Raw genomic sequence first — 20,297 nt, forward strand, 5'->3', positions numbered from 1 at the left:
GTGCGCTGCCCCGGGATGTTTTCCCCTTCGCATGTGGACATTCACTACCATGCTGACTGAACAGAAAATCCCACTAGGCCAGTACATCGCTGCCTTCGTCGAATGGTTGACCAAACATGGTGCCAACTACTTCGACGCCATCGCATCGACCCTGGAAACGATGATCCACGGCGTGACGTTCGCGCTGACCTGGTTCAATCCGCTGGCATTGATCGGTCTGATTGCGCTGCTGGCTCACTTTATTCAACGTAAATGGGGCCTGACCGTTTTTGTCATCGCCTCCTTCCTGCTGATCCTCAACCTGGGGTACTGGCAGGAAACCATGGAAACCCTCGCGCAGGTGTTGTTCGCCACCCTGGTCTGCGTGGTCATCGGTGTGCCGCTGGGCATTGTTGCCGCACACAAACCGCTGTTCTACACCATGATGCGGCCGGTGCTCGATCTGATGCAGACCGTACCGACCTTCGTCTACCTCATCCCTACCCTGACCCTCTTCGGGCTGGGTGTGGTGCCTGGCTTGATCTCCACGGTGGTGTTCGCGATTGCCGCGCCTATCCGCCTGACCTACCTGGGTATCCGCGATGTACCGCAAGAGTTGATGGACGCCGGCAAGGCCTTTGGCTGCTCGCGCCGTCAGTTGCTCTCACGCATTGAACTGCCCCACGCCATGCCGAGCATTGCCGCCGGCATTACCCAATGCATCATGCTGTCGTTGTCGATGGTGGTGATCGCGGCCCTGGTGGGCGCCGACGGCCTCGGCAAGCCGGTGGTCAACGCACTCAACACCGCCGACATTGCCCTGGGCTTTGAAGCCGGCCTGGCAATCGTATTGCTGGCCATCATGCTCGACCGCATCTGCAAACAACCCGACGCTAAAGTAGGGGGTGATGCATGAGCATTATCCGATTCGACAATGTCGACGTGATCTTCTCCAAAGACCCACGCGAAGCGCTCAAGCTGCTGGACCAGGGCATGAGCCGTAACGAGATCCTGAAAAAGACCGGGCAGATCGTCGGCGTTGAAAAAGCCAGCCTGGACATTGAGAAGGGCGAGATCTGCGTGCTGATGGGCCTGTCCGGCTCCGGCAAGTCGAGCCTGCTGCGCTGCATCAACGGCCTCAACACCGTAAGCCGCGGCCAGCTGTTTGTGGAGCACGAAGGCCGCCAGATCGACATTGCGTCCTGCACGCCCGCCGAGCTGAAAATGATGCGCACCAAGCGCATCGCCATGGTGTTCCAGAAGTTCGCGCTGATGCCGTGGCTGACGGTGCGCGAGAACATCAGCTTTGGCCTCGAGATGCAGGGCCGCCCGGAGAAAGAACGCCGCGCGCTGGTGGATGAAAAACTCGAACTGGTGGGCCTGGCCCAATGGCGTAACAAGAAGCCCGACGAGCTGTCCGGCGGCATGCAGCAGCGCGTCGGCCTGGCCCGCGCCTTGGCGATGGACGCCGATATCCTGCTGATGGACGAACCCTTCTCGGCCCTCGACCCGCTGATCCGCCAAGGCCTGCAAGATGAGCTGCTGGAGCTGCAACGCAAGCTGAGCAAGACCATCGTGTTCGTGAGCCACGACCTGGATGAGGCGCTGAAACTCGGCAGCCGCATCGCGATCATGAAAGACGGCAAGATCATCCAGTACAGCGTGCCGGAAGAGATTGTGCTGAACCCGGCGGACGACTATGTGCGCACCTTCGTCGCCCATACCAACCCGCTGAACGTGCTGTGCGGGCGCAGCCTGATGCGTACCGTAGAGAACTGCACCCACGTCAACGGCTCCATCAGCCTGGACCCGGGCGGCGATTCGTGGCTGGACCTGGCCGAAGGCAATGTGATCAAGGGCGCACGCCAGAACGGCACGCCGTTGAACCTGCAGAACTGGGCGCCGGGGCAACCGGTGGAAGGTTTGGGCCGGGTACCGACGCTGGTGGATTCCAATATCGGCATGCGCGATGCGTTGCAGATTCGGTATCACACGGGGAACAAGCTGGTGTTGCATAACAACAACCAGGTGGTGGGAATCTTGGGGGATAGCGAGCTGTACCATGCCCTGCTGGGCAAGAACCTGGGCTAGTCGGTACCGCAAAACCAACTGAAGAAACTGGGTCAATGTGGGAGCTGGCTTGCCTGCGATAGCTTTAGTGAATTCACCACCGCTATCGCAGGCAAGCCAGCTCCCACATTTGACCTCATTCCAAGCCTGGAAAAGCGGCGCCAGTGACGGCGCCGCTCGGCTCAACTATCAGCTATAGACACGGCCAAGGAGCTGCCGATGGCTTTCAAACTGATCGAGCACGTCCCGGGTGATCTGTTCCTGGGCGAAGCCCATCAGGTCATATTCCTGAGGTCCGTTGTGCAGGTAGACCTCGGCCCGGTAGTAACGGGTGCGCTCTTCTTCGGGCAGGTCGCTCGGTGCCGAGGAGTAAGCATCCAGGCTCACTTCATAGACAAACGGGTTGCCCTCTTCCATCTCGATGCGCACACCGATGCAGCGCTTGGATTTACCCAACAAGGTCTGCACTTCCAGCCCTTGGTCACGCAGCGCACTCGCCGCTTCTTCCAACGCCGGCGTAACGTGTTTGTCCATAAAGCGCTGCACGGTGCCCTGGCTCGGTTGCAGGTCCAGCGCAGTCAAACGTTCGCTGAAACCACGACGGCCGCGCTCGGCCAATTGCGCTTGCTCCTGTTCGATGGCCACATCCTGGCGCATCGCCTTGTGCAAACCGAACATAAAGAAAATCAGCACCACCGAGAACGGCAGCCCCGCCAGCACCACCATGGTTTGCATGGCTTCGAAGTTACCCGCAAACAGCAGGCCGATGGTCACCAGGGTGATCACCGCCGACCAGAAGATCCGCAGCCAGTGCGGCGCATCTTCATCCACATTGCCGCCCTTGCACGAAAGGTTGGCCATCATCACCGCGCCGGAATCCGCCGGGGTCAGGAACAGCACAAAGCCCACGAAGATCGACACGCCGATCACGATTTTCGACGCTGGGTAATGCTCAAGCAGTTGGTAGATGGCCATCGACGGTTGCTCCAGCGCCGTCTTGCCCAACTCCACTGCGCCGTGGTTCAGCACCAGGTCCAGCGCCGAGTTACCGAAGATCGACAACCACGCCAGGGTGAAGCCCAGCGGGATCAGCAGCACGCCGGCCACCAGCTCACGCACCGTGCGACCACGGGAGATACGCGCGATGAACATGCCTACAAATGGCGCCCAGGAAATCCACCAGGCCCAGTAGAACAGGGTCCACAGGCCCATCCAGCGTTCAGTCTTGTCGGCGTCGCCTTCGTACACATACAGGTCGAAGGTTTTCAGCACGATACCGTTGAGGTAGTCACCGGTGTTCTGCACCAGGCCATTGAGCAGGTGCAAGGTCGGGCCAAACAACAGCACAAAGATCAGCAAGCCGCTGAACAGCACAATGTTGAGGTTGGACAGGCGGCGAATGCCGTTTTCCACACCCGACACGGCAGCGATGGTCGCCACGGTGCTCATCACGATGATCACGATCAGCAGGTTAGTGTTGCTGTGCTGCATGCCGAACAGGTTTTCAAGCCCCGACGACACTTGCATCGAACCAATCCCCAGGTTCGTCACCAGGCCCAGCAGGGTCACGAACATGCCGAAGCCGTCCACCGCGTGGCCGGCCGCGCCTTTGACCCAACGCTCGCCCACCAGCGGGTACAGCGCCGAACGCAAGGCCAACGGCTGGTTATGACGGTACGCGAAGTACGCCACGGCCAGGCCGACCAGCGCATAAATCGCCCAGCCGTGCAGGCCCCAGTGCAGGAACGTCAACTGCAACGCCTGGCGGGCTGCGCCATTGCTGGCGGCGGCGCCTTCGGGCGGGTTGAAGTAGTGATCCAAAGGCTCGGAAGCCCCGAAATACAGCAGCGAGATGCCGATGCCCGACGAGAACAACATGCCGGCCCAGGCGCCGTAGCTGAAGTCCGGGGTGTCGTCCTTGCTGCCCAGTTTCAATTTACCGTAGGACGAAAACGCCAGGCCGACCACAAACACCAGGTAGGCAGCGATGACCACCATGTAATACCAGCCGAAGCTTTTCGACAGCCACGCCTGGGCTACGCCGAGCATGCGCCCGGCCTCCTGCGGGGCGATGATCAGAATGGCGGTCAACAACAGAATGAGCGCGGTGGAGGTGTAGAACACCCAACCGTTGACCCTGACCTTTTCCGGCGGGGTCTTTATAAGAGAGGCAGAACTCATGGCGCAGATGCTCCGGGCAGTGCGAGAGAGAAACACAAGGCAACGGTTATCCCGGGACATCGATTTTTCGGCAGTCGACGGACGGGTGTTATAAAGACACCCCGAAAATTCTTGAGCCGCGCCTAGGCAGTGGCCAGGCCCTGATACGGCCTGTTTCAAGGGTTTTTGCAGGTGTCAGAGGACGTTGCTCACAGGTAGGAAAAATCTGTAGGCAGCGACCATTTGTCGCAGATCTTATTCTTTGTTGATTGAACGTTCAATCAAAACAAAATAGACTGGCCATCAAGCCGACGGACGTTTAACGCCCAACGGCAGGCCTAAGGAGAGGTGCTACATGCCCAAGGTCGGTATGCAACCCATACGCCGCCAGCAGTTGATCGAAGCCACCTTGACGGCCATCGATCAGGTTGGAATGGGAGATGCCAGCATTGCGCTGATCGCCCGTTTGGCCGGCGTCTCGAACGGCATCATCAGTCACTACTTTCAGGACAAGAACGGCCTGATCGCCGCAACGATGCGGTACTTGATGAATGTGCTGATCGAGAACGTCCACGAACGCAGGCTTGCGCTGAAGGACGACAGCCCACGGGCGCACCTTCGGGTGATCATCGAGGGCAACTTCGACGCCAGCCAGGTCAACGGACCGGCAATGAAAACCTGGCTGGCCTTCTGGGCCACCAGCATGCACCACCCGTCATTGCACAGGTTGCAGCGGATCAACGATCAACGTCTGTATTCCAACCTGTGCTGCCAGTTCCGCCGAGTGCTACCGCTGCCGCACGCACGCAAAGCAGCCAGAGGCCTGGCGGCCCTGATCGACGGTTTGTGGTTGCGCGGCGCCCTGTCGGGAGACGCTTTCGACACGGAGCAGGCGCAACGGATCGCTTACGAATACATGGATTTCCAATTGGCCAAGCAGGTGAGTTAGAGCACACATAAACGCTCAACCCCTGAACGTCTGCCGCTCAGTGTTGCCACAACCCCATGGCCCACTTTCGGCGGGTAACGCCAACCACTTATGCACTTGCGAGGACTTTATGGCCCGTTTCGAACTGCAAAAACTCTACATTGACGGCGGCTACAGCGACGCTGGCAGCGATGCCACCTTCGAAGCCATCAACCCGGCTAACGGTGAAGTTCTCGCCCAAGTGCAACGCGCCACCAAGGAAGACGTGGAACGTGCCGTGGTCAGCGCTGAAAAAGGCCAGAAAATCTGGGCCGCCATGACCGCCATGGAGCGTTCGCGCATCCTGCGCCGTGCCGTCGACATCCTGCGCGAGCGCAACGATGAGCTGGCCGCCCTGGAAACCCTGGACACCGGTAAAGCCTTCTCCGAAACCCAATACGTCGACATCGTCACCGGTGCAGACGTGCTGGAATACTACGCAGGCCTGGTGCCAGCCATCGAAGGCGAGCAGATCCCGTTGCGCGACACTTCGTTCGTCTACACCCGCCGCGAGCCGCTGGGCGTAGTAGCCGGTATCGGCGCGTGGAACTACCCGATCCAGATCGCCCTGTGGAAATCCGCACCGGCCCTGGCGGCGGGTAACGCGATGATCTTCAAGCCAAGCGAAGTCACTTCGCTGACCACCCTGAAACTGGCCGAGATCTACACCGAAGCTGGCGTTCCAGCCGGTGTGTTCAACGTGCTGACCGGCAGCGGCCGTGAAGTCGGCACTTGGCTGACCGAGCACCCGCGCATCGAGAAAGTCTCGTTCACCGGCGGCACCGACACCGGCAAAAAAGTCATGGCCAGCGCTTCGAGCTCCTCGCTCAAAGAAGTGACCATGGAACTGGGCGGCAAGTCGCCGCTGATCGTGTTCGAAGATGCCGACCTGGATCGCGCCGCCGACATCGCCATGATGGCCAACTTCTACAGCTCCGGTCAGGTCTGCACCAACGGCACTCGCGTGTTCGTGCCGAAACACCTGCAAGCGGCGTTCGAAGCCAAGATCGTTGAGCGTGTTGCGCGCATTCGTGTTGGCAACCCACAAGACGAAAACACCAACTTCGGCCCGCTGGTCAGCTTCGCCCACATGGAAAGCGTGCTCGGCTACATCGCCAAAGGCAAGGAAGAAGGCGCCCGCGTACTGTGCGGCGGCGACCGCCTGACCGACGGCGAATTCGCCAAAGGCGCCTATGTGGCCCCGACTGTGTTCACCGACTGCACCGACGAAATGACCATCGTCCGTGAAGAAATCTTCGGCCCAGTAATGAGCATCCTCACTTACGAGACCGAAGAAGAAGTGATCCGCCGCGCCAACGACACCGATTTCGGCCTGGCCGCAGGTTTGGTGACCAAGGACCTGAACCGCGCCCACCGCGTGATTCATCAGCTGGAAGCGGGTATCTGCTGGATCAACGCCTGGGGCGAATCCGACGCCAAGATGCCGGTTGGCGGCTACAAGCAGTCGGGCGTTGGCCGTGAGAACGGTATCAGCTCGCTGAACAACTTCACCCGCATCAAATCGGTACAGGTTGAGCTGGGCGACTACGCCTCGGTGTTCTAAACCACAGGCGCCTGGGAGTCGCCTTTGTGGCGAGGGAGCTTGCTCCCGTTGGGCTGCGCAGCAGCCCCATCCCAGGCCCCGCAGTTCTCCAGACCGAACTCGTTCGCTGGTTTTGCGACTGCTGCGCAGTCGAGCGGGAGCAAGCTCCCTCGCCACAAAAGCAGCTTGAACCACTTATATGAGGGTGCATTTATGTCCCAAGAATACGATTACATCATTGTGGGTGCCGGCTCCGCCGGTAACACCCTGGCGACCCGTCTGACCGAAGACGAAGGCGTCACCGTCCTGCTGCTGGAAGCCGGCGGCCCGGACTACCGTTTTGACTTCCGTACCCAAATGCCTGCCGCGCTGGCGTTCCCGCTGCAAGGCCGTCGCTACAACTGGGCCTACGAAACCGACCCTGAGCCACACATGGACGGCCGTCGGATGGAATGCGGTCGCGGCAAAGGCCTGGGTGGTTCTTCGCTGATCAACGGCATGTGCTACATCCGTGGCAACGCCATGGACTACGACAACTGGGCAAAACTGCCAGGTCTGGAAAACTGGACCTACCTCGACTGCCTGCCGTACTTCCGTAAAGCCGAAACCCGCGACATCGGCCCCAACGACTACCACGGTGGCGACGGCCCGGTCAGCGTGACCACGCCTAAAGCCGGCAACAACCCGCTGTTCCACGCGATGGTTGAAGCCGGCGTACAGGCCGGTTACCCGCGTACCGACGACCTGAACGGCTACCAGCAAGAAGGCTTCGGCCCGATGGACCGTACCGTCACGCCTAAAGGCCGTCGCGCCAGCACCGCACGCGGTTACCTGGACACGGCCAAGAAGCGCTCGACGCTGACCATCGTCACCCACGCCCTCACCGACAAAGTATTGTTTGAAGGCAAGCGTGCCGTAGGCGTGCGTTACCTGATCGGCGCGGCTGAAGAACGTGTTGAAGCCCGTGCGCGTAAAGAAGTACTGGTGTGCAGCGGTGCAATCGCTTCGCCGCAACTGCTGCAACGCTCCGGTGTGGGCCCGGCCAAACTGCTGGAAAGCCTCGACATCCCGGTGGTCCACGACCTGCCCGGCGTCGGCGAAAACCTGCAGGACCACCTTGAGCTGTACCTGCAATACGCCTGCACTCAGCCAGTGTCGCTGTACCCATCGCTGCTCTGGTACAACCAGCCGGCCATTGGTGCCGAATGGCTGTTCAACGGCACCGGTATCGGCGCCAGCAACCAGTTCGAAGCGGGCGGTTTTATCCGTACCCGTGAAGACTTCGATTGGCCGAACATCCAGTACCACTTCCTGCCGGTCGCGATTAACTACAACGGCAGCAACGGTGTGAAAGAGCACGGTTTCCAGGCGCACATGGGTTCCATGCGTTCGCCGAGCCGTGGCCGCGTGCAATTGAAGTCGAAGAACCCTCGGGACTACCCGAGCATCCTCTTCAACTACATGGCCACCGAGCAGGACTGGCAGGAATTCCGTGACGGCATCCGCCTGACCCGCGAAATCATGCAGCAGCCGGCGCTGGATCAATACCGTGGCCGTGAAATCAGCCCGGGCATTGACGTGCAAACCGATGAGCAGTTGGACAAGTTCATCCGCGAGCACGCCGAAACTGCGTTCCACCCGTCCTGCTCGTGCAAAATGGGCACCGACGAGATGGCTGTAGTGGATGCCGAAGGCCGCGTGCATGGCATGCAGGGGCTGCGTGTTGTGGATGCGTCGATCATGCCGATCATCACCACCGGCAACCTCAACGCGCCGACGATCATGATCGCCGAGAAAATCGCCGACAAGATCCGTGGCCGCAAGCCACTGCCGCGCAGCACTGCCGACTACTACGTGGCAGGCGATGCGCCGGTGCGTGGCAAGCCGATGCGTGAAGTCGGCCCTACTGCGCAGTAACCCGTTGATCGTTCCCACGCTCTGCGTGGGAATGCATCCTGTGACGCTCTGCGTCACGACCTTCAAAAGCGGACGCAGAGCGTCCAAGGCGGCATTCCCACGCAGAGCGTGGGAACGATCACCTATGCTAGCCTCTGGGACTGCGCTGCCCTCAAGGAGGTCCCGATGTTCGACGCCCACCCCACCCTCAAACAACACTTCAGTGCCCTGCGCACCCGCGCCGAATTCTTCTCGTTGCGTTATGTGCGCGAATCCGGCCAGTACCTGTCGGTACGCAAGAACGTCGCCGAGCCGCCACACCTTAGCCACGACGAGGGCGCCATGCTCACCGTGCGCCTCAACGGCGTGGAAGCTTATGCAGCAACCAACGACATTTCCCTCGCCGGCCTGCAAGCAGCCCTTGAGCGCGCCGAACAGCAAGCCCGGCAGATTTCGCCCCATGCCCTGCTCGACTTGCACACACAACAGGTCTCCAGTGACGTGGCCGACTACCTGTCGCCCGACCTCGACCAGCCCTTCCCATCCCTGAGCGACTGCTACCAACTGCTCGGCGATGAATCCGCCAGCGTGCCCAAGGATGAGCGCCTGGTCAGTTGGGAAGTCAGCCTGGGCACCACGCGGGTTGAACAGATCTACCTCAACAGCGCCGGTGCCGAGCTGCGCCAGGCTCAGCGTTTCGTCTTTCCGGGCCTGAGCGTCACCGCCTTCGACGGCAACGACAGCCAGACCCGCACCCTGGGCGGCACCAACTTCGGCCAGCAAGGCAGTGCGAACGTGATTCGCCGCTTCGGCCTGGCCGGCGCCGCCCGCACAGTCGCCGATGAAGCCCTGCAACTGCTGCTCGCGCCGAACACGCCCCACGGCCCGCGTGACCTGCTGCTGATGCCCGACCAGATGATCCTGCAGATCCACGAGTCCATCGGCCACCCGCTGGAACTGGACCGCATCCTGGGCGATGAGCGTAACTACGCCGGCACCAGTTTTGTGAAGGCCAGCGACTTCGGCCACCTGCAATACGGCTCGCCCTTGCTCAACGTGACCTTCGACCCGGACATCCCCGAACAGCTCGCCAGCTATGGGCATGACGACGACGGCACGGCCGCCAGCAAGCAGTTCCTGATACGCGATGGCCTGCTGCTCAAGCCCTTGGGTGGCGCGCTGTCGCAATTTCGCGCGAACCTGCCAGGCGTGGCCAACAGCCGCGCGTGCGGCTGGAATCGGCCGCCCATCGACCGCATGGCCAACCTCAATATCGAGGCCGGCGACAAGACCCAGGCTGAGCTGGTCAGCGGCATCGAGCACGGCATTCTGATGAGCACCAACCGCTCCTGGTCCATCGATGACGCACGCAATAAATTCCAGTTCGGTTGCGAGTGGGGCCAGCTGATCGAAAACGGCGAACTCAAGGGCGTGGTCAAAAACCCCAACTACCGCGCCATCTCCGCGCAGTTCTGGCGCAACCTCAGCGCCGTCGGCGACGCCAGCACCTTCCAGGTGTTGGGCACGCCCAACTGCGGCAAAGGCGAACCCAACCAGGTGATCCGCGTGGGCCACGCTTCACCGGCGTGTGTGTTTAGTGATATCGACGTGTTCGGGGGAGATGCCTGATGAATAACTTCAAGGCACTGGTGGGTTGGCTCAAGCAAGCCGTCACCGACAAGGAACAGTTTCACCTGGGCTACGCTGACGAGTCGTCCGAGTTCGTGCGCTTCAACCACGCCAAGGTGCGTCAAGCGGGCCAGGTGCAACAGGCCAGCCTCAACCTCAAGCTGATCAACGATGGCCGTCACGCCGACCTCGGTATCACCCTTGCCGGTGAGCCGGAGCTGGATCGCCAGCGCCTGGCCGACGGCCTGCAACAACTGCGCGAAACCTTGCCATTGTTGCCGCAGGATCCGTACCTGCTGCTGAACCACAACGCCTGGCAAAACCACAACGAACAACTGCGACCGCTGCCGGAACTGGCCCAGGTGCTGGCAGATATCAGCCAGGCCGCCGAAGGTGTGGACCTGGTGGGCTTCTACGCTGCCGGCCCCATCAGCCGTGGCTTTGCCAGTTCCGACGGCGCGTTCGGCTGGCATCAGGCCAATAGCTTCAACTTCGATTTCAGCCTGTTCCACGCCAACGGCGAAGCGGTGAAAGCCAGCTACGCCGGGCACACCTGGGACAGCGCCGAGTTCACTGAGCGTTTCCAGCGGGCGCGTGAGCAGCTGGAGTTCCTCGGCCGCCCGTTGCGCAAGCTGCCTCCCGGCCAATACCGCGCCTACCTGGCCCCGGCGGCGTTGGAAGAAATCTTCAGCATTGTCACGTGGGGCGGGTTTTCCGCCCAGGCCATCGCCAGCAAAGGCAGTTGCTTGCAAAAGCTCTACACGGGTGAGCAGTCGCTGAGCCCACTGGTGAAGGTCGATGAGCAGATCAGCGGCTCCCTGAGCCAGGCGTTTTCCACCGAAGGCTACCCGCGCAGTGATGTCACGCTGATCAACGCCGGTAAAGCCGAGGGCCAGTTGATCAACTCGCGCAGTGCTGCCGAATATGGCCTGAGCACCAACGGCGCCAGCAGCGACGAGTCGCCCAGCGCCTTGCAGATGGCCGCAGGCAACCTGCCCCAGGCCGATGTCCTCAAGCAATTGGGCACTGGCTTGTACATCAGCAACCTGTGGTATCTGAACTACTCGGACTTGCCGGCGGCACGCCTGACCGGCATGACGCGCTTTGCCACGTTCTGGGTCGAAGACGGTGAGATCATGGCGCCGGTGAGCACCATGCGGTTTGATGACAGTGTCTACAGCCTGCTCGGTTCGCAGCTTGAAGCGCTGACCTCGGAACGGGAACTGCTGCTGTCGGCGAGTACGTACAGCCAGCGCAATACCTCGTCCAACCTGCTGCCGGGGGCGCTGGTCAAGCGCCTGACGCTAACGCTGTAAATACAACGCCCCTGTGGGAGCGGGCTTGTGTGGGAGCTGGCTTGCCTGCGATGCAGTCACCTCGGTGTGTCAGTCACACCGCAGTGATGCCATCGCAGGCAAGCCAGCTCCCACATAGGCCAGCTACCAGACAAGCCAGCTCCCACATAGGCTTGTATTGATTTCAGACACCTCGTTTCATCCCTTCCTACCGCAAAATCCCATCTAACACTTCTCCCCGTGCGGCCTGTTGTCGCCCGCAAAAAACCTCGTTATAACGGTTAGTGGCATCCCGCCACCCACCCCACGAGAGCATGACCTTGCCCGGGAAGGGCAAGCTGGAGCGTTGACATGAACCATGGAAGTTTTGTCATAGAGAAGCTGTTCAAGCACTACAACGTTCATGTTGAGCAGCTAGGAAACGATTCGGAAAAAAAGACTGTCTTGATGGTCAACGGCGCGCTGTCCACCACACGCTCTTTCGCGCGAACCAGTAAATGCCTGGCGGAGCATTTCAATGTGCTGCTGTTCGACCTGCCGTTCTCCGGCTATTCGCGCGAGCACAACACCGACCTCGAGCTTGTGACCAAGGACGACGAGGTGCAAATCCTGCGCGCGCTGGTGGAGCGCTTCGAGGTCAACCATCTGGTGTCGGCCTCCTGGGGCGGTATCTCCACCTTGCTGACCCTGGCCCACAACCCGCCCTCCATCGAAAGCTCGGTGGTGATGGCCCTGGCGCCCAACCTCAACCAGGCGATGCTCGACTACGTGGAGCGCGTGCGCGTGTTGATCGAAGCCGATGACAAATCCGCCGTCGGCCACTTGCTCAATGAGACCGTCGGCAAATACCTGTCGCCGCGCCTCAAGCGCAACAACCATCGGCACCTGTCGAGCATGGCCACCACCGAGTACCGCCAGGCGCGTTTCCATATCCATCAGGTGCTGGCCTTGGGCGATGGTAATTACCTGCCGGCGCTGACCCGGATCGAAACCCCGGTGCACTTCCTCAATGGCGCACTGGATGAATACACGCCGGCGGCCGAGGCCCAGTTGTTCAAGCGCTATGTCGGCCGCAGCAGCTTTGCGGTCGCCGAACACACCGGCCATCTGCTCGACCTGGAGTCGCGCGAAGCGGCCATGTCGGTGCACCGTGCGCTGTTGGATTTCCTGGTGGGAGAGCACGCAACACTGTCGGAATTAGACGAACCGCCAGTGGGAAAAGGGGCGACGGATGGCGCATAATCGCCAACACATAGCCTGCTAATAAAAGGGTTCACATGCCGAATCGCGCCCCTCTCGATGCCAAGACCGCCCGCTGGCTACCCTGGGTGGTAGCGATTGCCTTCTTCATGCAGTCGCTGGACGGGACGATTCTCAACACCGCCCTGCCGGCCATGGCGCGGGACTTGGCGGAAAACCCGCTGCGCATGCAAGGGGTGGTGATCGCCTACATGCTCACCGTCGCCTTGCTGATCCCGGCTTCGGGCTGGGTGGCCGACCGCTTCGGTACCAAAAAAATCTTCTTCGGCGCGATCATGCTGTTCAGCATTGGCTCCTTGCTGTGCGCCTTGTCGAGCACCTTGACCATGCTGGTGGGCGCGCGGGTCATCCAGGGTTTGGGCGGCGCGCTGATGCTGCCGGTCGGGCGGCTGGTGGTCTTGCGTGCTTATCCGCGCTCCGAACTCGTACGCATCATGGGCTTCATCACCATTCCCGGCCTGCTCGGCCCCTTGCTCGGCCCGACCATGGGCGGCTGGATGGTGCAATACCTGACCTGGCACTGGATCTTCCTGATCAACCTGCCTGTGGGCATGGTCGGTTGCTACGCCGTGTGGAAACTCATCCCCGACTTGCGCGGCAGCGAACGCACGCGCTTTGACAGTGTAGGGTTTGTGCTGTTTGGCGCGGCGATGGTGCTGATTACCATCGCCATGGAAGGCCTGGGCGAACTGCACCTGCCGCACCTGCGGGTGATGTTGCTGCTGTTCGGCGGGCTCGCCTGCCTGGCCGCGTACTGGCTGCGTGCCGGGCATATCGATAACCCACTGTTCTCGCCGGTACTGTTCAAGACCCGCACCTTTGCCGTGGGCATCCTCGGCAACCTGTTCGCCCGGCTGGGCAGCGGCGCACTGCCGTTTCTGGTGCCGTTGCTGCTGCAGGTGGCACTGGGTTACTCGCCCTCCGAAGCCGGGATGAGCATGCTGCCCCTGGCGGCGGCGGCGATGTTTGCCAAGTCCATCGCCCGGCCACTGATCGAGCGGCTGGGCTATCGCATTGTGCTCACCGGCAACACCCTGGCGCTGGGCATCATGCTGGCCAGTATGGGCCTGGTCAGCGAACACACGCCCTACCCGCTGCTGCTGTGCATGCTGGCGGTGCTGGGCGCGATCAACTCGCTGCAATTTACCGCGATGAACACCGTCACCCTGATCGACCTCGACGACGCCCAGGCCAGCAGCGGCAACAGTTTGCTCTCGGTGGTGGCGCAATTGTCCTTGAGCCTGGGCGTAGCCTGTGCCGGTGCCCTGCTCGGCGGCTTTACTGCCGAAGCTGGCAATGACGGCGTGGAAAGCGTGCTGGGCGCGTTCCAACTGACCTTCCTCACCGTGGGCATCATGGCCATGCTGGCGGCGGCGATCTTCCTGCAACTGTCGCCAAAAGACGGCAAACGGGTGGTCAGCCGCGAGCACGACCTTGAGCATTAACAGGCTTCTCGTCTAGAACTTGCAGGGAAAATCCCACAGGGCTGGTACACTGCGCGACATTTTGTTTTGCAGAGCCAGTCCCGTGACTACCATCGCCACCGCTTTTAATACTTTGCCCCTGTCCGCCGCCATGCTGGCTAACCTCGACTCGCTGGGTTACGTCGAGATGACGCAGATCCAGGCGCAAAGCTTGCCGGTGATCCTCAAGGGGCTGGACCTGATCGCCCAAGCCAAGACCGGCAGCGGCAAGACCGCCGCCTTCGGCATCGGCCTGTTGAACCCGATCAACCCGCGTTACTTCGGCTGCCAGGCACTGGTGATGTGCCCGACGCGTGAGCTGGCCGACCAGGTCGCCAAGGAAATCCGTCGCCTGGCGCGTGCCGAAGACAACATCAAGGTACTGACCCTGTGTGGCGGCGTGTCCCTCGGCCCTCAGATCGCCTCGCTGGAACACGGCGCCCACGTCATCGTCGGCACGCCAGGCCGTATCCAGCAACACTTGCGCAAAGGTTCGCTGGTACTGGACGGCTTGAACACGCTGATCCTCGACGAAGCCGACCGCATGCTCGACATGGGCTTCTACGACGCCATCGAAGACATCATCAGCAAGACCCCGCCACGCCGCCAAACCCTGCTGTTCTCAGCCACCTACCCGGTGAGCATCAAGCAGCTGGCCTCCAAATTCATGCGTGCGCCGCAGCAGGTGAAGGCCGAAGCCTTCCACTCCGACGACCAGATCGAGCAGCGTTTCTACGAGATCTCGCCGGAAGAGCGCATGGACGCGGTGACCAAGGTACTGGCGCACTTCCGCCCGGCGTCGTGCGTGGCGTTCTGCTTTACCAAGCAGCAAGTGCAGGAAACTGTGGATCACCTGACCGCCAAGGGCATTTCCGCCGTCGGCCTGCATGGCGACCTGGAGCAGCGCGACCGTGACCAGGTACTGGCGATGTTCGCCAACCGCAGCACTTCGGTGCTGGTGGCGACCGACGTCGCCGCCCGTGGCCTGGACATTGACTCCCTGGACATGGTGATCAACGTCGAACTGGCCCGCGACTCGGAAATCCACATCCACCGCGTAGGCCGTACCGGTCGCGCCGGTGAGACCGGTATTGCGATCAGCCTGGTGGCGCCGTCCGAAGCCCACCGTGCCCAAGCCATTGAGCAACTGCAAAAGTCGCCGCTGAACTGGGACCAACTGGACAACCTCAAGCCGCAAAGCGGTGGCCCGTTGCTGCCACAGATGAGCACGCTGTGCATCGCCGCCGGCCGTAAAGACAAGGTGCGCCCAGGCGACATCCTTGGCGCACTGACCGGTGACGCCGGGATTCCGGGTGCCCAAGTCGGCAAGATCGCGATCTTTGATTTCCAGGCGTTCGTGGCTGTTGAGCGCGGGATCGCCAAGCAGGCGTTGCAGCGTTTGAATGACGGCAAGATCAAAGGCCGCTCGTTGCGCGTGCGGATCCTCTGACCTGATCGTTCCCACGCTCCGCGTGGGAATGCCGCCATGGACGCTCTGCGTCCGCTTTGTGACGCAGAGCGTCACGGGATGCGTTCCCACGCAGAGCGTGGGAACGATCTGATCTGATGAACATGAGGAAACTGTTTTGCGCTCGACCGAAGTTGTGATCATTGGCGCCGGCGCCGCAGGCTTGATGTGCGCGCTGACCGCCGCCGGGCGTGGGCGCAAGGTGATGCTGATCGACCACGCCAACAAGGCCGGCAAAAAGATCCTGATGTCCGGCGGTGGCCGCTGTAATTTCACCAACATGTACACCGAGCCGGCCAACTTCCTCTCGCACAACGCGCATTTCTGCAAGTCGGCCCTGGCCCGCTACACCCAGTGGGATTTCATCGGGCTGGTGGCCAAGCACGGCGTGCCGTACCACGAGAAAAAGCTCGGCCAGCTGTTCTGCGATAACAAGTCCAGCGACATCCTCGGCATGCTGCTCGATGAGTGCATCCAGACCGGCGTGAGCCTGCACCTGGACACCTCCATCGAGGAAATTGCCAAAGTCGACGGCGGCTATCAACTGCAAACCACCTTGGGTGAACTGCGCTGCGAATCCCTGGTGATCGCCACCGGCGGCCTGTCGATCCCGACCCTGGGCGCCACCGGTTTTGGTTACCAGGTGGCCAAGCAGTTTGGTCACGAACTGCTGCCGACCCGCGCAGGCTTGGTGCCGTTCACCATCACCGACCAGCTCAAGGAGTTGTGCGGCGAGTTGTCCGGTACGTCCGTGGATTGCCTGGTGAGCTGCAACGACCAGAGCTTTCGCGAGAACATCCTGTTTACCCACCGTGGCCTCAGTGGCCCGGCGATTTTGCAGATCTCTTCCTACTGGGAGACCGGTGACACGGTTGAAATCAACCTGCTGCCCGACCACGACGCCCACACCTGGCTGCAACAGCAACAGGTCGAGCACCCCAACAGCGAGCTGAAAACCCTGCTGGGTGAGATCTTCACCAAGAAGATGGCCAACCTGTTGGCGCAGATCTGGTTTGTGTCCAAGCCGATGAAGCAATACACCCACGCCGAAGTGGCCGACATTGCGCAAAAGCTGTCGAGCTGGCAGTTAGTGCCGGCAGGCACCGAAGGCTATCGCACGGCCGAGGTGACGCTGGGTGGCGTGGACACGCGGGAAGTGTCGTCCAAGACCATGGAGTCGCTGAAAAGCCCGGGCTTGTACTTTATCGGTGAAGTGCTGGATGTGACCGGTCACCTGGGTGGGTTCAACTTCCAGTGGGCATGGGCTTCCGGTTACGCAGCCGCCCAATACGCCTGAAGAATGTACGCAGTCAACAGGTGGGAGCTGGCTCGTCGAATCGTCGCACCGCTGCGATAGCGGTGTTGGATTCACCGCCGCTATCGCAGGCAAGCCAGCTCCCACAGTAGTTTCGTGGTGTTCTTAGGATGTTGGCTGGAATAAATTTTGCTGTTACATGTGATCGCCACGCTTGCCGTGGCGTCATTACTGGCTCAATTTAGCGGCATCGTCCCGGAAGACTCCAGACTTCATGTCATCGACCTCGTTCAAGCAGTCCATGCGGCGCCTGTGGGCGCTGGATAAATTCAGTTACAGCGTTCGGGTATTCATCGCCCTCACCGGCAGCATGGCGCTGTGCTGGTATCAAAACGAAATGACCCTGCTGATCCCGCTATTCCTGGGGATTATCGCCAGCGCCCTGGCCGAGACCGATGACAGTTGGCAGGGCCGCCTGAATGCGTTGGCGGTAACGCTGGTGTGTTTCAGTGTCGCCGCACTGTCGGTTGAACTGCTGTTCCCTTATCCGTGGATCTTCGCCATCGCCCTGGCCCTGGCCAGCTTCTGCCTGACCATGCTCGGCGCGTTGGGCGAACGGTATGGCGCGATTGCTTCAGCGACGTTGATTCTGTCGGTGTACACCATGATCGGTGTGGACCAGCGCGGTGGCGCCGTCACCGACTTCTGGCACGAGCCGTTGCTGCTGGTGGCCGGCGCCGCGTGGTATGGCGCGCTGTCGGTGCTGTGGCAGGCGCTGTTTTCCAACCAGCCGGTGCAGCAAAGCCTGGCGCGGTTGTTTCGGGAGCTGGGGCGTTACCTCAAGCTTAAATCGTCGCTGTTCGAGCCGATCCGCCAACTGGATGTGGAAGCGCGCCGCCTGGAACTGGCCCAGCAAAACGGCCGGGTGGTGGCGGCGCTGAATGCCGCGAAAGAAATCATCCTGCACCGCGTAGGCAATGGCCGCCCCGGCTCAAAAGTCAGCCGTTACCTGAAGCTGTACTTTCTGGCCCAGGATATCCACGAACGCGCCAGCTCGTCCCACTACCCTTACAACGCCCTGGCTGAAGCCTTCTTCCACAGCGACGTGCTGTTCCGCTGCCAGCGCCTGTTGCGCCAGCAAGGCAAGGCCTGCCAGGCCCTGGCCGAATCGATCCAGCTGCGCCAGCCGTTCATTTATGACGACAGCTTCGCTGAAGCCCTGGGCGACCTGAACGCCTCCCTGGAACACCTGCGCATCCAGAGCAACCCGGCCTGGCGTGGCCTGTTGCGCTCGTTGCGTGCGTTGGCCGCCAACCTGTCCACCCTCGACCGCCTGCTCGGCGATGCCAGCAACCCCGACTCCCTGGCCGACGCCACCGACAGCAGCCTGCTGGACCGTGCCCCGCGCAACCTCAAGGAAATGTGGACGCGCCTGCGCACGCAACTGACGCCGACGTCACTGCTGTTCCGTCACGCCCTGCGCCTGCCGCTGGCACTGAGTATCGGCTATTGGATGGTGCACTTGATCCACCCGTCCCAAGGCTACTGGATCATCCTCACCACCCTGTTCGTGTGCCAACCCAACTACGGCGCCACGCGGCGCAAGCTGGGCCAGCGGATCATCGGCACCGCCATCGGCCTGACCGTGGCCTGGGCGCTGTTTGATCTGTTCCCAAACCCTTTGGTGCAGTCGATGTTCGCCATCGCCGCAGGCCTGGTGTTCTTTATCAACCGCACCACCCGCTACACGTTGGCCACCGCGGCGATCACCCTGATGGTGCTGTTCTGCTTCAACCAGGTGGGCGACGGTTACGGGCTGTTCCTGCCACGCCTGTTCGATACCTTGCTGGGCAGCTTGATTGCAGGCCTGGCGGTGTTCCTGTTCCTGCCGGACTGGCAAGGCCGGCGCCTGAACAAAGTGCTGGCCAACACCCTGACCTGCAACAGCATTTACCTGCGCCAGATCATGCAGCAATACGCCGCCGGCAAGCGCGACGACCTGGCCTACCGGCTGGCGCGGCGCAATGCGCACAACGCCGATGCGGCGCTGTCGACCACGCTGGCGAATATGCTCATGGAACCTGGGCATTTCCGTAAGGAAGCCGATGTGGGCTTCCGCTTTCTGGTGCTGTCGCACACCTTGCTCAGTTACCTTTCCGGGCTGGGTGCGCATCGGGAGACTCAATTACCGGCCGACGTGCGTGAACATCTGATCGACGGCGCCGGTAACAGCCTGGCGGCAAGTATCGACGAAATCGCCACGGGGCTGGCCAACAAGCAGCCCATCGCGATTCAGAGTGATGCCGAGGAAGCGTTGGCGGCGGACCTGGAGCAGATGCCCGATGAGATCGATGAAGGGCAGCGGCTGGTGCAGACGCAACTGGCGTTGATTTGCCGGCAGTTGGGGCCGTTGCGCACGTTGGCGGCGCATTTGATCAAAGATACCAGCGCAGCGTAGACCGCCATCGCAGGCAAGCCGGCTCCCACCTTTGAAGGTGTTCGCCATTCAAAATGTGGGAGCTGGCTTGCCTGCGATGGGGCCAGCAGAAACACTACATCCCATGCTCCTTCATCAACCGCGCATAACTGCCATCTGCCTTCATCCGCGCAATCTCCCGATCAAAGCTGGCCACGATCTGTTCATGCTCCGGGTTCTTCAGGCTCACCAGAATATGCAGGCTGTTCTCGCTCAACGGCTTGGGTAAAAACTCCACCGCGTTGCGCACCCGTGGCGACTCCCGCGCCAGGTAATAGCGGGCCACAAACTCATCTTCCAGCGTCAGCTTGACGCGTTTGGCCGCGAGCATACGCACCGCCATGGCGAAGTTATGCACCGGCACTTTCTGCAACTGCGCATCCTGGTCGAACGCCGCCGAATAGGCGTAGCCGCGCACCACGGCGATGGGATCGTCGTGCAGTTGCTCCAGGTTCTGATAATCGATCGGGTCGTCGCGGCGCTTGATAAACCGCACGCGATTCATCAGGTATTCGCCGGAAAACTGGCCCAGCTTGGTGCGGGCATCGTCGTACCAGGCGTTGATCAACACGTCATAACGGCCATCGCCCACGCCCATCAGCGCCCGCGCCCATGGCACTTGTTCGAAATCACTGGCATAGCCTGCTCGGGCCAGCGCCGTACTGACAATATCAGTGGCCAGGCCGCCGTTGATCAAGGTCGAATCGGTAAACGGTGGCCATACATCCGCTACCAGTCGCAGGCGCTGCGCCACCGCCGGCTGAGCCAGCAGCAACACTCCTATTAAAGCAACGGCACGAGAAAATCGCGGCATGCTCAAAGTCCTTGGCGGGCAG

The 20,297-nt window shown here is 61.2% G+C and carries 14 protein-coding genes; 12 read left to right on the plus strand and 2 right to left on the minus strand.

From position 1 onward, the window contains the following. Positions 1-49: 49 nt before the first annotated feature. Positions 50-895, plus strand: a complete 846-nt coding sequence (gene choW, locus HX790_RS12395; RefSeq protein ID WP_017139374.1) for a choline ABC transporter permease subunit — start codon at positions 50-52, stop codon at positions 893-895. Next, positions 892-2,070: a choline ABC transporter ATP-binding protein gene (gene choV, locus HX790_RS12400; protein WP_017139375.1), complete on the plus strand. Its 1,179-nt coding sequence runs from the start codon at positions 892-894 to the stop codon at positions 2,068-2,070. Before choW ends, choV begins: the two co-directional genes overlap by 4 nt. Before the next feature lie 168 nt (positions 2,071-2,238). On the opposite strand, the gene HX790_RS12405 is transcribed toward choV, so the two are convergent. Further along, complete coding sequence (locus tag HX790_RS12405) at positions 2,239-4,173, minus strand: BCCT family transporter (protein ID WP_232626476.1); 1,935 nt, start codon at positions 4,171-4,173, stop codon at positions 2,239-2,241. A gap of 391 nt (positions 4,174-4,564) precedes the next feature. On the opposite strand from HX790_RS12405, the gene betI reads away from it, so the two are divergent. The 10 genes from betI (at position 4,565) to yccS (ending at position 19,443) form a co-directional block, all read left to right on the plus strand. Beyond that, on the plus strand, positions 4,565-5,158 hold the full coding sequence (betI, locus tag HX790_RS12410; protein WP_010207128.1) for a transcriptional regulator BetI: 594 nt from the start codon (positions 4,565-4,567) through the stop codon (positions 5,156-5,158). Positions 5,159-5,267: 109 nt separating this feature from the next. After that, positions 5,268-6,740, plus strand: coding sequence for a betaine-aldehyde dehydrogenase (gene betB / locus HX790_RS12415; protein WP_017139377.1), 1,473 nt, complete (start codon positions 5,268-5,270; stop codon positions 6,738-6,740). 192 nt (positions 6,741-6,932) lie between these two features. Continuing rightward, positions 6,933-8,636 (plus strand): choline dehydrogenase, encoded by a 1,704-nt coding sequence (betA, locus tag HX790_RS12420; RefSeq protein ID WP_017139378.1) that lies wholly within the window; start codon positions 6,933-6,935, stop codon positions 8,634-8,636. Between the two features lie 165 nt (positions 8,637-8,801). Beyond that, positions 8,802-10,244, plus strand: coding sequence for a TldD/PmbA family protein (locus HX790_RS12425; protein ID WP_017139379.1), 1,443 nt, complete (start codon positions 8,802-8,804; stop codon positions 10,242-10,244). Then, complete coding sequence (locus HX790_RS12430; RefSeq protein WP_176991612.1) at positions 10,244-11,560, plus strand: TldD/PmbA family protein; 1,317 nt, start codon at positions 10,244-10,246, stop codon at positions 11,558-11,560. Before HX790_RS12425 ends, HX790_RS12430 begins: the two co-directional genes overlap by 1 nt. A gap of 330 nt (positions 11,561-11,890) precedes the next feature. Further along, entirely contained in the window at positions 11,891-12,781 is an 891-nt protein-coding gene (locus HX790_RS12435) for an alpha/beta fold hydrolase (RefSeq protein WP_017139381.1), read from the plus strand. Between the two features lie 35 nt (positions 12,782-12,816). Then, a complete protein-coding gene (gene mdtD, locus HX790_RS12440) occupies positions 12,817-14,244 on the plus strand; it encodes a multidrug transporter subunit MdtD (protein ID WP_017139382.1) in 1,428 nt (475 codons plus the stop codon). Positions 14,245-14,374: 130 nt separating this feature from the next. Further along, the gene (gene dbpA, locus HX790_RS12445) at positions 14,375-15,712 is read left to right on the plus strand and encodes an ATP-dependent RNA helicase DbpA (RefSeq protein WP_232626477.1); all 1,338 of its coding nucleotides are present in this window, start codon (positions 14,375-14,377) and stop codon (positions 15,710-15,712) included. Between the two features lie 136 nt (positions 15,713-15,848). After that, positions 15,849-17,027: an NAD(P)/FAD-dependent oxidoreductase gene (locus HX790_RS12450; protein ID WP_099550370.1), complete on the plus strand. Its 1,179-nt coding sequence runs from the start codon at positions 15,849-15,851 to the stop codon at positions 17,025-17,027. A 232-nt stretch (positions 17,028-17,259) separates the two neighbouring features. Next, positions 17,260-19,443, plus strand: a complete 2,184-nt coding sequence (gene yccS, locus HX790_RS12455) for a YccS family putative transporter (protein ID WP_138451593.1) — start codon at positions 17,260-17,262, stop codon at positions 19,441-19,443. Between the two features lie 94 nt (positions 19,444-19,537). On the opposite strand, the gene HX790_RS12460 is transcribed toward yccS, so the two are convergent. Continuing rightward, entirely contained in the window at positions 19,538-20,275 is a 738-nt protein-coding gene (locus HX790_RS12460; RefSeq protein ID WP_017139386.1) for an ABC transporter substrate-binding protein, read from the minus strand. Positions 20,276-20,297 lie beyond the last annotated feature (22 nt).

The sequence above is a fragment of the Pseudomonas sp. IPO3747 genome (assembly GCF_013385245.1).
Classification (GTDB): domain Bacteria; phylum Pseudomonadota; class Gammaproteobacteria; order Pseudomonadales; family Pseudomonadaceae; genus Aquipseudomonas; species Aquipseudomonas edaphica.